Here is a 14635-nt window from a genome sequence, read left to right on the forward strand (position 1 = left end):
TATGCAACACTGACCTGGATTATATAATGATGCGAGGTATGCTGAGAATAAATTCTCCTGTAAAACACAGTCCCAGCAACATTTAGCAATAATTATCTTAATTTTGAGAGAATTTAAAATATAGCCAAAAGCTAATCCATACGAAAAAATCGCAGGCTGATCTAAGCACTGCGATGATTTTTTAAGCTTTCTCGATACCACTAATGCCAAAGGCACCCGGACCACCGTGGCAGGCGATAACAGCGCCTGTTTTGATCCATTCGGGCTTGGTAAAGCCATATGTTTGTATTTTAGCCTCGATGGCAGCTTTATCGTCTTGCGAAAGTCCTTCTACTTCTGTCAGGCGTAAAGTATCCGCTTCAAGCTGATAGCGTCCCATAAAGTCCTCAATAAATTTGAGATAGGCCTTCTTAAAGCCTCCCCGGTGCTTCTTTCCTGCAACCAAGTAACCATTCTCCAGTTGAATGCTGGGGAAGATGCGCAATAACTTGGCACCAATATACTGGGCATTCGATACACGGCCCCCGGCTAACAAATAGGTTAACGTCTGGGGCAAAAAGCTAAAGTGTGTCCGTGTGCGAATTTCTTCAACAAAGGCGACCAATTCCTGCGCTGAGATGTCAGGATTCTTTCGCAAATGTTCACAGGCTGCCAGTACAATGGTCCCTAAGCCGGTACTAACGTTTTTGCTATCCACAAGGTGCACGTTGCTATAATTCTCTGAAGCAATCCGCGCTGAGTTATATGAGACGGTAGTGACGGATGAGTAGGCTATGTAGACAATCTCCGCTTGTGGATGTTCCCTAATAATCCGATCGAAGGTGTCTGCAAAGTCCTGAGGTGTACTGCCTGATGTGGTTGGCAAGGTCTTGGTGTGCTCGAAGTGAGCAAAGACATCCCTTGCTTGAATGTTAAGCTGATCATCATAAGTGACCTCATTCATAACCACATGCATGGGCACAATGTAAATACCATACTGCTCAATATAATGCGCTGGTAAATCCGATCCGCTTTCGGTTACGATGACAATTTCCATAACTGTCCAACTTTCTATTCCTATATTTGAGTTCCCACTCTGCTTGAGTATAATCTAATTATTGGCAAAAAGCTAGAAAGGAGTTTAAGAAGTAGTATATAAATATGTATTATGCCGCTTCATGTATGCCGAAATGATACCCTATGAATCTTTTCTATGCAGGAATAAGCTAATAAATTTAAGAAACGCTTACATTAGTGATATAATTTAATTGATCCCGATCTAATAATCAGCATGAGAGGAGGTATTACGTTTACTGCGATGCACTGGATTAGAAAGGAATAGAAAAATGAGTGAATATAGAGAAGATGCGAAGCGGCTCTTGGAGTTAGTCGGAGGCAAGGAGAATATTTCGTCTGTTTGGCACTGTGCAACGCGGATGCGTTTCGTTCTGGCTGATTCAAGTCAAGCAGATGTTGCAGCAATTGAAGAGCTCCCTTCTGTGCGTGGCACTTTTACGCAAGCAGGCCAATTCCAAGTGATTATTGGTAATAGGGTGAATGAATTTTTCAAGGAGTTTCAAGCGGTGTCGGGAATTGAAGAATCCTCGAAAGCTGATTTAAAGCGGGAAGCTGAAAGTAATCAGAATGCTTTCCAGAAAGCTTTAAGCTTCTTATCAGATGTCTTTACGCCGATAATTCCAGCTTTTATTGTCGGAGGTCTTATTCTCGGTTTTCGTAATTTTATCGGAGATATCCCCTTTGAAGCTTTAGGCGGTACGATTGCGGAATCATCTCCTTTCTGGCAAGGTTTATATGATTTCTTATGGCTACCAGGAGAAGCGATTTTCCATTTCTTACCGGTTCATATAACGTGGTCCGTAGTTAAGAAGATGGGCGGTACTGAGGTTTTAGGAATTATACTAGGAATTGGCCTTGTTTCCGGCCAGTTATTGAATGCCTACGGCGCGCCCGATGCGATTATCGCTGGCGAGGTACCCGTTTGGGATTTCGGCTCCTTCCAAATTCAGAAAATTGGTTACCAAGGGCAAGTCTTACCCGCCTTGTTCGCCGGTTTAGCCCAAGGTTGGCTGGAGCGTTTCTGGCGTAAGCATGTGCCAGAGTACTTATCAATGATTTTGGTCCCGTTCTTATCCTTAATTCCAGCCCTCATCTTAGCCCATACCATTCTAGGCCCAGTAGGTTGGAAGATTGGTACGTGGATTGGTAGCTTGGTGTATCAAGGTTTAACGAGTTCTTTCTCTTGGTTATTCGGTTTAGTCTTTGGTAGCTTGTATGCACCTTTGGTTATTACCGGTCTGCATCATATGACCAATGCAGTTGATGCCCAATTAATTGCTGACTACCAAGGAACAGGCTTATGGCCGATGATTGCTTTATCTAATATCGCCCAAGCCTCGGCCGTCTTAGCTTATTGGTGGATGACCCGCCATGATGAACGCGAAAATCAAATTACCATCCCGGCCATCATTTCGGCATATATGGGGGTTACTGAACCAGCACTGTTCGGGGTTACGCTGAAGCGAGTCTACCCGATGATTGCCGCAATGATTGGTTCTGGTATCGCGGGCTTAGTGGCTACTTTAACAAAGGTGACCGCTAATTCAATTGGGGTTGGTGGTTTACCAGGTTTTCTTGTTATTCAACCTCAGTCGATGTTATGGTTCTTCATTTGTATGGCTATCGCGATTGTTGTGCCATTTGTCTTAACGCTTACTTTCCGGAAAGGGGGACTTTTCGTCACTGAGAAGGAACAAGTTGAGCAAGCAGCAGCACCTCAAACGACTGCTTCGACAGAGCGTGGTACTTCTGAGAAGCTTGCGTTTGAAGTGGAAGTCATTGCGACACCGGCAGATGGTGAAGTAATTGCCTTGGATGAGGTAGAGGACAAAGTCTTCTCCCAAAAGATGATGGGTGAAGGTTTCGCTGTGAGACCTACAAGTCAAGCGATCTATGCACCCATTAAAGGAACCGTTACAAGTATCTTCCCAAGTAAGCATGCCATTGGCATATCTGGTTCGAATGAGACGGATGTGCTGATTCATATGGGCTTAGATACAGTTGATTTAGAAGGGAAGCCTTTTGAGGTGTTGGTTCAAGAAGGGGATACGGTTGATATTGGAGTAGAAATTGCTAGAATGGATTTAGCTGCTGTAGAAGCTGCTGGCAAAGGTACGGATATTGTCGTGGTCTTTACAGAAAGTAGCCAAGTGGAACGTATGGAAGTTAGTGACTACGGTAAGCATGAAGCGTCAGATATTATTGGAGAATATAAACCGAAGGATCATTTCAGTGACTAGATTCAAACTGAGGCTAAGCTAGGGGAAAGGGGCAAGACATGGAATTAGGACAGAAGACGATGTATCAAATTTACCCAAAGTCCTTTCAGGATACGAACGGTGATGGCATTGGCGACATCCAAGGTATTATTCAACGCTTAGATTACTTAGAAGATTTAGGCATTGATATGCTGTGGATTAGTCCAATGTATCCTTCACCACAACGAGACGATGGTTATGATGTGAGTGATTACCGCGCGATAAATCCTATATTTGGAACGATGGAGGACTTTGAGGAACTGGTCTCTCAAGCCAAAGCTCGTGGTATGGATATTATGATGGATATGGTCTTTAATCATACATCCACTGAACATGTTTGGTTCCAGAAAGCTTTAGCAGGTGACAAGTATTATCAAGACTTTTATTACTTGCGTGAGCCGCAAGCAGATGGTAGTCTCCCGACTAATTGGCAGTCTAAATTTGGAGGGCCAGCTTGGGAGCCTTTTGCAGATACGGGCCTATATTATTTGCATTTATATGATGTGACCCAAGCGGATTTAAATTGGCATAACCCGAACGTTCGTAAAGAATTGCAAGATATTGCGAATTTCTGGTTGGATAAAGGGGTAAAAGGCTTTCGCTTCGATGTCTTGAACGTGATTGGCAAGGACGAGGAGCTGGTGGATTCCGATGGGACGTCCAGCGCTCAGGAAAAGAGTCTCTATACCGATACGCCCATTGTCCATCAATGGGTTCAGGAATTAAATCAAGCAAGCTTCGGTCAGCGTGATGATGTAATAACCGTGGGTGAGATGTCGTCCACGAGTGTACCCGAAGGGATAAAATACACGAATCCTGACCGGGACGAATTAACGATGATTTTCAACTTCCACCACTTAAAAGTCGATTATCCCAATGGAGAGAAGTGGACTCAAGCACCCGTTGATTTCATGGCCTTAAAGGGCATTCTCAATGAGTGGCAAGTAGGAATGTCCGACGGCAATGGTTGGAATGCAGTCTTTCTAAGCAATCACGACCAGCCACGAGAAGTGAGCCGTTTCGCGGATGCAGATCGGTATCATTATGAGTCTGCGACGATGCTAGCCACAACAATTAAGTTACTGCGTGGGACACCCTACATTTACCAAGGGGAAGAGATAGGGATGACGAACCCTGATTTTGACGTGGCCGAGGATTACCGTGACGTGGAAACGCTCAATGCTTACCAAGAACTACTCGAATCAGGCAAGCCTGAGAGAGAAGCTCTAGCAGTTATCCAACAAAAATCTCGGAGTAGCTCCCGAACACCTATGCAGTGGGATGCGAGCGCACACGCTGGCTTTACCGACGGTGAGCCATGGATGAAGGTCAATCCCGATTATAAACATATCAATGTGGCCAAAGAAGTAGCACGGGATGGGATTCTAGCTTACTATAAGGAACTTATTCATCTGCGCAAGAAGTATCCTGTTATTAGCCAGGGAACATATGAGCAAGTTCTAGCAGGCCATCCAGCTGTTTTAGCCTATAAACGGGTTGAGGATGATAGTGAACTCCTGGTCTTGTCCAATTTCTTTGAACCAGCCGTAAGTATTAATTTGGCGGATTGTGGCATTAAGAATGCGGAGGAATATACTAAGTTAATTGGCAATGGTATCTCTGACATAGAGGGTAACCAGATTGAATTAGGAGCCTATGAAACGATAGTTCTATTGAAAGCTTAATAAGAGTTCAAAAAGCGATGCTGAGAGGCACCGCTTTTTGTTATTGATAAGGGAAAGCAGCCTTAATAATACTATATCTTCAAACTTCTACTAAAGGAATCTATTGTACAGAGATTATACGATGAATATAAAAGAAGAAATTCAACTATTTTTGAATGTAAGCGGTTGCAAAGTAAATGATATGTTGCTACAATATATTTGTAATACAAAAGGTGGTGATATGATGGAATATACTCGCGAGGTAGAAGATATTATTACCGAAGCCCAACAAGTTGCAGAAAATCGTGGAAATCATACAACCGATGTGGTACATATTTGGTTTGTGTTAACGCGTTCTAAAACAAAAACAGCTGAAATTTACCAAGCTTTAGAAGCAGGACTTATTGAATTGCGACGCCTTATTGTTCGTCTTGCTAATCAAATAGAAGATGAAGACCAAGCCGTCTATTCTCAGAACTTCATCAAATTGTTAGAGGATAGTGAGCAGTACACAGTAAAGCTAAATCATCCTAAAGTTTCACAAGAAGCAATTATGTTAGCTATATATAAACAGAATAATCATCCTATAACGCAGTATTTGATTGACCAAGGTGTAGGTGAGGAGCAATTATGGACTTATCTTCGGAATCGCTTTGGCCCCTTAGGGCGTATCAATGAATTGGATGCCTTGATGCCTAATCTGGCTAAATATGCAACCAACATGAATCGTTTAGCTATAGAAGGAGAGATGGATCCGGTTATAGGTCGTGAAGAAGAAATGCAAGATTTAATACGAATTTTATCACGACGTCGTAAGAATAATCCTGTATTAATTGGTCCACCAGGAGTTGGCAAGTCAGCCATTATGGATGGCCTCGTGCAACGAATTATCAAAGGAGATGTCCCCCGAAATTTAGAAGATAAACAAATCTATGCTTTAAATTTAGGAAACTTGCTAGCTGGAGCACGTTACCGGGGAGAATTTGAAGAAAGATTAAAATTCTTACTGGAAGAAGTGGCGACGAGTGAAGGAGAGATTATTTTATATTTGAACGAACTTCATTCAATAGTCGGTTCTGGTGCTTCCGATGGAGCAATAGATGCTAGTAATATGTTAAAGCCTTTATTTGCGAGAGGAGATTTGAATTTAATTGGAGCAACGACAGTTGAAGAATATCGAAATCGTATCGAGAAAGACCCGGCTTTAGAACGGCAATTTCAGCGAGTTCATGTCAATGAACCCACCGTAGCCGAAACAATTCGCTTACTTCGAGGTTTAAAGCAACAATTTGAAGCATATCATCAAGTTCAAATTACTGATCGCGCACTAGTAGCTGCAGCTAATCTTGGGGATCGTTACATTAATGACCGTTATTTACCAGATAAAGCCATTGATTTAATTGATGAAGCAAGTGCTACAGTACGTGTCCAATTAAATACTACCCCAACTGAACTTGATACGATAAACCGTCAGATACAACAACTTGAAGTAGAACTTTCAAGCTTAGAATATGATAATGAAAAGCAAACGGACCGTTTCAAAACTAATATTAAGCAAGATTTAGAAAAAAAGCGCAATGAGAAGGAGGCTTTAGAAAAACAAATTCGAAAGGAAGACCAACTTTTAGAACAATTACAGCAAGCGGAACAAATACTTGAAAACTCGCGTAAGAATGAAGATAACTTGGACGAAATTCAAGCCAACAGAGAAAAAGTACAGCGCCTTAAAGATAGCCTTAATAACCAGATTTGTTTGCGCAAGGATAAAGTTACTGCTAATGAAGTTGCCCAAGTTGTAGGTAGACTTACAGGTATACCCGTGACAAGGTTGATAGAGGGTGAGCGCGAGAAATTGATTCATTTGCCTGAAATTCTGCATGAACGGGTTATTGGTCAAGATGAAGGGATTAATACGGTGACTCAAGCTGTTATTCGCTCACGAGCAGGTATTCAAAGCCCTAAGAAACCGATCGGCTCCTTCTTATTTATGGGTCCGACAGGAGTTGGTAAAACAGAACTAGCTCGCAGCTTGGCGGATGCATTGTTTGATGATGAAGATCAAATGGTACGCATTGATATGTCGGAATATATGGAAAGGCATAATGTGTCGCGCCTTATTGGTGCCCCTCCAGGTTACGTGGGGTATGAAGAAGGAGGCCAATTGACGGAAGCTGTGCGCAAAAACCCCTATTCTATTGTGTTATTAGATGAAATCGAGAAGGCCCATCAAGACGTTTATAACTTACTGCTACAAGTTCTGGATGAAGGGCGCTTGACAGATTCTCAAGGTCGTCATGTAGACTTTAAGAATGTCATTCTTATTATGACGAGTAATCTTGGGTCGAAAATACTCTTAGATGAACAAACAAGTGACGGCAAGATTTTATCATCTACACAGGATAAAGTTAACCAACTCCTTCGCGATCATTTCCGCCCTGAGTTTTTAAATCGTATTGATGATATTGTACTCTTTAGTCCGCTCACTCAAGATAATATGGTGCAAATCGTCGAGAAGATGCTTAAAGAAGTTAATCGTCGTCTCCTTGATAGGGGCGTTCGCTTACTTTTAGATGATGAAGCAAAGGCATGGTTAGCAGAGGAGGGATATGATGCGAATTTTGGCGCGCGCCCTTTGCAAAGATTTATCACGCGCGAATTAGAAACACCTGTGGCTAATGCTATGATACGAAATCAGATTCCCGATAATACAGATGTTCTGGTTTCATTAACTGAAGGACATTTGGATTTTAGCGTTGAAGCTGTAGATTAAAGAGAGGAGCGATGATTTTGGCAAGCTATGACATAGTTATTGTTGGGTCCGGTCCTGGAGGATATGTTGCTGCAGAGCATGCCGCAGATCTAGGACTCAGGACAGCTGTCATTGAACGCGAGAGTATTGGTGGCACTTGTTTAAATGTGGGATGTATCCCTTCGAAGTCGTATCTTGAACATGCGCATTGGATTAATACTTCTCGTCAGGCAAATGATTATGGGATTGAAGTGACAATCGGGGCAATCGATTTTCCTAAGTTAGTCAGCCGTAAAGATAAGGTAGTCCAAACTCTCCAACATGGCATATTAAACATGTTCAAGCAAAAAAACATTGATTTCATTGAAGGTGAAGCAAGTTTCAATGAAGCAAAGCAAGTAATCGTGAATGGGCAAGTTATTCAGGCGCGGCATATTTTGCTGGCAACTGGGAGTCACCCTTTTGTTCCAGATATGCCTGGTATTGATGAAGTGAATTATCAAACGACAGATGAGTTCTTCCAAATGAATGCATTACCTGAGTGCTTAGTTATTATCGGCGGAGGTGTTATTGCTACTGAACTTGCCTTTGCTATGCAACCTCTAGGCGTGGATGTAACACTCGTGGAAGTTGCACCGGACATTCTGTTAACTGAAGATGATGATGCACGGAAATTATTAAAAGGCAAATTAAAGAAGATGGGGATTCATATTGAAACGAATGCTTCAATTCAAGAAATAACCCAAGGCCAAGTGAAAACCACAAAGGGAACGTATCAATTTGACGAATTACTTGTTGCAACAGGGCGTAGACCCAATATAGAGGCCATTCAGCCGTTAAATTTGAAGATGGATGGACGCTTTGTCAAAGTTGATGAATATTACCAAACATCCGAAAAGCATATTTATGCGATTGGCGATCTAATTGGCGGGTATCAATTAGCCCATACCGCAAGCGCAGAGGGGATTCGTGCCATTCAAGCCATCGCCCAGCAACGAACTTTACCACTTCAAGCAGAGGAGGTTCCTCGTTGCGTATATACTAGCCCTGAAATCGCAAGTTTTGGCTTATCCCAGGATGATGCTCAAGCATCAGGCTATGACGTTGCGGTGAATATGTTACCCTTATCAATTAATGGTCGGGCGATTGCGAGTGGTGAAACAGATGGTATGATAAAGATTATTAGTGAGAAAGTATATGGACAAATTCTTGGTGCGGTCGTGGTGTCAGAAAATGCAACTGAAATGATTCATCATTTAATGGGTGTGGCTCATAGTGAAGGAACGATTGAAGAAGTTGCATCGATGGTCTACGCTCACCCAACACTTTCAGAATTAACGGCAGATGTCGCAAAAGGGATTGTAGGAACGTTGAATTCTAACTAAGGAGGAAATATCAATGGAAAGACAAACTAAACCTCAAGAAGAACGTGTAAGAGAAGCTAGACTAGCGACGAGCACTGATATTGATATTCAAACTCAAGCGATATCTAAAGACGATGCTAAATGGATGCATAAGAATATGAATGATATCCGCAATTTTGAAGATGAAGTGCATCGCTTTTTCGCTCAGGGAGCTATCCCAGGCTTTGTTCACTTGTATGCTGGTCAAGAAGCCATTGCAACAGGTATTTGTGCGCATTTAACCGATGAAGACTATATCACTTCTACTCACCGGGGACATGGGCACTGTATTGCTAAAGGGTGCGATTTAAATGGTATGATGGCTGAGATTTACGGCAAAGCCACCGGCCTTGGCAAAGGTAAAGGTGGTTCCATGCATATTGCTGACCTTGACGTAGGAATGTTAGGTGCTAATGGGATGGTTGGGGGAGGTTTTGGTCTCGGTTTAGGAGCTGGTCTTCGCAACAAGTATCTTGAAACAGATAATGTCGCAGTTGTGTTCTTTGGTGATGGTGCTTCAAATGAAGGGGTTTTCCATGAATGTCTTAATATGGCGAAAATTTGGAATATTCCAGTCATTTTTGTTTGTGAAATGAACTATTTTGCTGAATCGACACCGCAATGGTATTCATCAGCATCTGAAACAATTGCTGAACGGGCTGCTGCTTATAATATGCCAGGTATTCGTGTCAACGGGAAAGATATTACCGAAGTGTATAAAGTGGCGGGTGAAGCGATTCAACGGGCGCGTAATGGGGAAGGGCCAACTCTTATAGAATGTGTTACTTATCGTAATTATGGTCACTTTGAAGGAGACGAACAGAAATATAAGAGCAGAGATGGTCTTGAAAAAGAACTCGCTGAAACTGACCCAATTGTTGAATTTAGAAAATATATGGTCGAAAATAATATCTTTACTGATGAAGAAATTGATCAAATTGAAGAAGAGTCACGCAAAGATATTGAGGCTGCTATAGAGTTTGCCGAAAAAAGTCCTGAACCTGATCCAGAATCACTCTATGAAGATGTTTATGCTTAAACAATCTAAAAGAAAAACAAAGGAGAGATAATCATGGCTAGAGAAACAACATTTATGAATGCAATCAATGAAGCGTTGGATCAGGCAATGGAGAAAGATGACCGTGTCTTTCTTATGGGAGAGGACATATACGGGGGTACACAAGTTGAACATTTGGAAGAAGCTAATGAAGATGCTTGGGGTGGTGTTTTCGGAGTAACAAAAGGCTTAGGACCTAAGTATGGGTACAAGCGTGTTATTGATGTTCCCCTATCTGAACATGGTTATATGAGTGCGGCTGTTGGTGCGGCCGTTACAGGATTAAGACCTATTCCGGAACTTATGTTTAATGATTTTCTGGGTTGGTGTTTCGACGCAGTCTTAGGGCAAGGTTCTAAGATGCGTTATATGTTTGGAGGAAAGGCTAAAGTTCCTGTCACAGTGCGTACGAGTCACGGGGCTGGGGCTAGTGCAGCTGCACAACACTCGGGCTCTTATTATGGAATTTTGGGCAGTATTCCAGGAATTAAAGTAGTAGTTCCAGCGACTCCATATGATGCGAAAGGACTGCTCCTTGCATCGATTGAGGATGATAATATGTGCTTCTTCTTTGAAGACAAGACATTATATGGACTTAAAGGCGAAGTACCGGAAGACTATTACACGGTTGAAATCGGAAAAGCAAATGTCGTTGAAGAAGGTGACGACTTAACAATTGTAACTATTGGCAAAATGCTATTTGTAGCCTTAGAAGTTCGTGAAGCTTTAGCTGAACAAGGGGTTTCGGTTGAAGTAATCGATTTGAGAACCGTAGCTCCTTGGGATCAAGCAACGATTATTGAATCGGTTAAGAAAACCGGAAGATTAATCGTAATTGATGAAGCGAATCCACATAATAATACCGCAACTGATATTGCATCTGTTGTTGGCCAGGAAGCTTTTGACTATCTTGATGGCCCTATCAAAACAGTGACAGCTCCTAACACGCCTGTCCCATTTGCTAGTAATTTGGAACAGCTTTATATCCCAGATGCTGACAAAGTCATGCGTGAATGTGCCGAAATAATCGATGATTTAAAAGTTTAGGAATAACAGAAAAGGGGTGAGAGAATGGCAACGAAAATTGTAATGCCAACACTCGGCTTAACAATGACCGAAGGAACCATTGATGAATGGCTAGTCTCTGAAGGTGATTCAGTTTCTAAAGGCGACCCCGTTGCTTCAATCAGTTCAGAAAAACTATCGGCTGATGTAGAAGCACCTGAAGATGGGGTTGTGCTAAAAATTGTAGCTGACGAAGGTGACACCGTTCCTATTAAAGAAGCTATGGCCTATATTGGTGAAGAAGGCGAGACGATTGATGTAAGTAATGATGTAAAGGATAAGACTGAAAACAAACAACAAACCGAAGTGCAAGCACCAGAAAAGCAAGTGACCAAGAAAGAAGTAGCGGAAGACTATGAATCAAAAGAGGGGGGACGTATCTTCATTACTCCGCTCGCACGTAAGATGGCTGCTGAGAAAGGTTATGATATCAGCAAAATTAATGGCACAGGTGGTAATGGCCGAATTACACGTAGGGATATAGAAAGATATGTTCCAGAACAGGATGCTATAGAGAGCAAAGCAGTTTCTGTGGAAAGTGAAGAAATCGGTGCTGGCTTAACAGGTATGCGTAAGACAATTGCTCAACGGATGGTCCGCAGCTTACAGACAACCGCTCAAGTGACGATTCATGCCAAAGCGGATGTTACCAGCTTAATGGCTTTTAGAAAAGATATGAAAGCAAAGGTGAATGTGCCACTCGACCGAGGACAATTGAGCATAAATACGCTTATCACGCGGGCAACAATTTTGGCTTTGAAAGAGACGCCTGAAATGAATGGTTGGTACGCCAATGGCTCGTATGAGCAAATTGAAGAAATACATATCGGACAAGCTGTATCTGTGGATGATGGGTTAGTAGTTCCGGTTGTGAAATATGCCGGCAAAATGAATTTAACTGAACTCGGCAGTGCTTTGTCAGATGTGGCGACACAAGCTCGTCAGGGCACATTGTCTGGTGACTTATACGGCGGTTCTACTTTCACAATTACTAACTTAGGTCATTCAGGTATAGAATACTTCACACCCATTATTAATAGTCCAGAAATAGGTATTCTAGGGGTAGGAGCAATTCAATCAGAACTAGGTTTTGATGAGAACAAAGAAGTAGTTGAATTAGTGAAATTAGGCTTAAGTTTAACCTTTGACCACCAGATTATTGATGGCTCAGAAGCAGCCGATTTTCTAGCGTTAATTATTTCCTTCCTAGAAGATCCATATCGTTTAGTACTTTAAAAAGCCTAAAAGCTTAGGCGCACACTTAATATGTGTGTCGAAGTTTTTGCTTTTGCAAGCTTAATACTAAATGCTATTTATCCTAATTCCCCTAAAATATAATATCTACAATTAGGTCGATAACATCAACGTTTTTTGATGTTATCGACTTTTTAGTGCGCCCGGCATGGGCGATAACTCGGTGGTGAAAGTCCACTGCAGGCTTGGTAGCAGGAACTGCTAGCTGAAGGCAAGGATATCCATCGTAAGGCGGAATCTGAAGGAAGCCGGTGGCAAATACTTGCGCTGACGAACAGAAACTTTATATCAAGGCTGAGGCAGATGGATGGCTTGCTAAACAAAGCGAACTCCGATACTACACGAAATCTGTAGCAGTAAATAAAGCAGCGACATGAGTAGAAAGTTATCGCGCTTACCCGGGGAGGTCTCATGGGCGTCATAAGATGTAGTAATAACGAATCATGAGAAGTCAGCAGCAGCCATAGTAGGTAACAAAGTTACTGAAGGGGTGAACAACAATTCATCTTGAAGTAGACAAGGAGGTAGACGTTGACTCCTCAATTACCGAAAACACCCGCGATTAAGTTCAAATAAGGGGCGACCCAATGTGGAGGGATAGGGCTGGAAGCCGAAAGAGTAAACATTGGGGTCAAGGACGACACTAAGACTATGAAGAGCCAAGATAATATTTCTGAACGATGAATAAACCTCATGGCAACACCAGAAAACTTACAACTGGCATGCGAAAAGGTTTATGCAAATAAAGGAGCTCCTGGTATGGATGGGGTGACCGTTGATGATATTGAAGAACATATATCGGAATATGGCTCAGCTATTCTTTGGAAAGTGAAGGATGGAAGCTATCAACCCTTACCTGTAAAGGGGGTATATATCCCGAAAGAGAATGGAGCTAAACGAGTGTTAGGCATCCCGGTAGTTCGAGACCGTATCGTCCAACAGATGATATTCTTGTGTACTGCGAAACACTTAAACAAGCGAACTTCATAAAATATATAATTGGCAAAAGATTAGAGGAAGTTGGGCTAGAAATGCATCCAACTAAGACAAAAATCATATACTGTCAAGATAAAGATAGAGTTGCCGATTTTAGCGAAATTAAATTCGAATTTCTAGGATATGAATTCCGAAAACGGATGATGAAAAATAGGTACAGAAAGCCAATACTCAACTTCACCCCGGCAGTAAGTCCCAATTCCCAAAAGAAATTTAGGAATAGTATCCGGGAACTGAGACTACCTTCAAGGAGTGGGACACTGCTAAGCATGATAGCCGAAGAAATTAATCCTAAAGTTCGTGGTTGGTTAAACTATTTCAAGAAATACAATCCGAGCCAAGTTAAGCAGAGTATGAACTGGTTAAAGAGAATACTTGTGGACTGAGTCATGAATAAGTTTAAACGATTCAGAGGGCATAAGAAAGAGCCAGTGAATGGATCAAAGGATTTAATCAGAGGGAAGCTGACCTATTTGTGCATTGGCAAATGGGCTGGCTACCATCATGGTAAGGGAAATAACAAGAGTCATATGAATCGAGAGGTTCACATACGGTGCTGTGAGAGCTTTCAGGGGAAATTAGGTTATAGTTTTCATAGCATAAACACCTCTCTATAGTATTTATATGTCACATATATTATAACCCGAAAAGGTGTTTATGTTTTTTATCGAGTTAATTCCTTTAATACCAATGGTTTGTCTGTTTTAGATGTTTCATGTTCGAGATATTACTGAAGGCAATTGTAGAGAGGAAGTTCTTGTATAGCGCTTAGCAGTCCTATGCGAATTTCAACTTTGTAGATTATGGTTCAAGTAGCACAATCTTTCTTGGCTCTCAAGAAGGGAGTTCGAATATAGCAATTAAAGGTAATCTGATGGATTTAGATTTCTGACTTAGGGGTGACGCATGCTTTAAATGTTTGTGTATGCAAGCGTAATGGCATGCGTTTCGGATTCAAATTCGCATCTGAGAGGGTGTGCTAATACTAACTTGCACTTCATATCTAGGAAGGTCCGTCGTTAAGAGATTAATCATAACAGACGAGATTAGGCCTGTGATGGCAAGGAAGTTTTATGATGAGTGGGAATACAAGGGCCTTTGCCTTGGAAAGTTCCCATTTCAGGTGTATAAGT

Annotated in this window: 10 protein-coding genes; 9 read left to right on the top strand and 1 reads right to left on the bottom strand. The window is 41.9% G+C overall.

Going from position 1 to position 14635, the window contains the following annotated elements:
• Nucleotides 1-181: 181 nt before the first annotated feature.
• The gene (locus CL176_RS04920) at nucleotides 182-1036 is read right to left on the bottom strand and encodes a DegV family protein (protein ID WP_118990305.1); all 855 of its coding nucleotides are present in this window, start codon (nucleotides 1034-1036) and stop codon (nucleotides 182-184) included.
• Between the two features lie 289 nt (nucleotides 1037-1325).
• Between CL176_RS04920 and treP the strand changes: the two genes are divergently transcribed.
• The 9 genes from treP to CL176_RS12630 all read left to right on the top strand — a co-directional run bounded on the left by treP (nucleotide 1326) and on the right by CL176_RS12630 (nucleotide 13888).
• A complete protein-coding gene (treP, locus tag CL176_RS04925; RefSeq protein ID WP_118990306.1) occupies nucleotides 1326-3296 on the top strand; it encodes a PTS system trehalose-specific EIIBC component in 1971 nt (656 codons plus the stop codon).
• Between the two features lie 38 nt (nucleotides 3297-3334).
• Nucleotides 3335-4999, top strand: a complete 1665-nt coding sequence (gene treC / locus CL176_RS04930) for an alpha,alpha-phosphotrehalase (RefSeq protein WP_118990307.1) — start codon at nucleotides 3335-3337, stop codon at nucleotides 4997-4999.
• A 220-nt stretch (nucleotides 5000-5219) separates the two neighbouring features.
• Entirely contained in the window at nucleotides 5220-7748 is a 2529-nt protein-coding gene (locus CL176_RS04935) for an ATP-dependent Clp protease ATP-binding subunit (RefSeq protein WP_118991567.1), read from the top strand.
• 17 nt (nucleotides 7749-7765) lie between these two features.
• Nucleotides 7766-9112 (top strand): dihydrolipoyl dehydrogenase, encoded by a 1347-nt coding sequence (gene lpdA / locus CL176_RS04940; protein ID WP_118991568.1) that lies wholly within the window; start codon nucleotides 7766-7768, stop codon nucleotides 9110-9112.
• Between the two features lie 13 nt (nucleotides 9113-9125).
• A complete protein-coding gene (locus CL176_RS04945) occupies nucleotides 9126-10169 on the top strand; it encodes a thiamine pyrophosphate-dependent dehydrogenase E1 component subunit alpha (RefSeq protein ID WP_118990308.1) in 1044 nt (347 codons plus the stop codon).
• Nucleotides 10170-10202: 33 nt separating this feature from the next.
• A complete protein-coding gene (locus CL176_RS04950) occupies nucleotides 10203-11234 on the top strand; it encodes an alpha-ketoacid dehydrogenase subunit beta (RefSeq protein ID WP_118990309.1) in 1032 nt (343 codons plus the stop codon).
• A gap of 24 nt (nucleotides 11235-11258) precedes the next feature.
• The gene (locus CL176_RS04955; protein ID WP_118990310.1) at nucleotides 11259-12488 is read left to right on the top strand and encodes a dihydrolipoamide acetyltransferase family protein; all 1230 of its coding nucleotides are present in this window, start codon (nucleotides 11259-11261) and stop codon (nucleotides 12486-12488) included.
• Between the two features lie 711 nt (nucleotides 12489-13199).
• On the top strand, nucleotides 13200-13496 hold the full coding sequence (locus CL176_RS04960) for a hypothetical protein (RefSeq protein WP_162890829.1): 297 nt from the start codon (nucleotides 13200-13202) through the stop codon (nucleotides 13494-13496).
• Between the two features lie 149 nt (nucleotides 13497-13645).
• Entirely contained in the window at nucleotides 13646-13888 is a 243-nt protein-coding gene (locus CL176_RS12630) for a group II intron maturase-specific domain-containing protein (RefSeq protein ID WP_240430613.1), read from the top strand.
• Nucleotides 13889-14635: the final 747 nt, after the last annotated feature.

Source organism: Suicoccus acidiformans (assembly GCF_003546865.1).
Lineage (GTDB): Bacteria > Bacillota > Bacilli > Lactobacillales > Aerococcaceae > Suicoccus > Suicoccus acidiformans.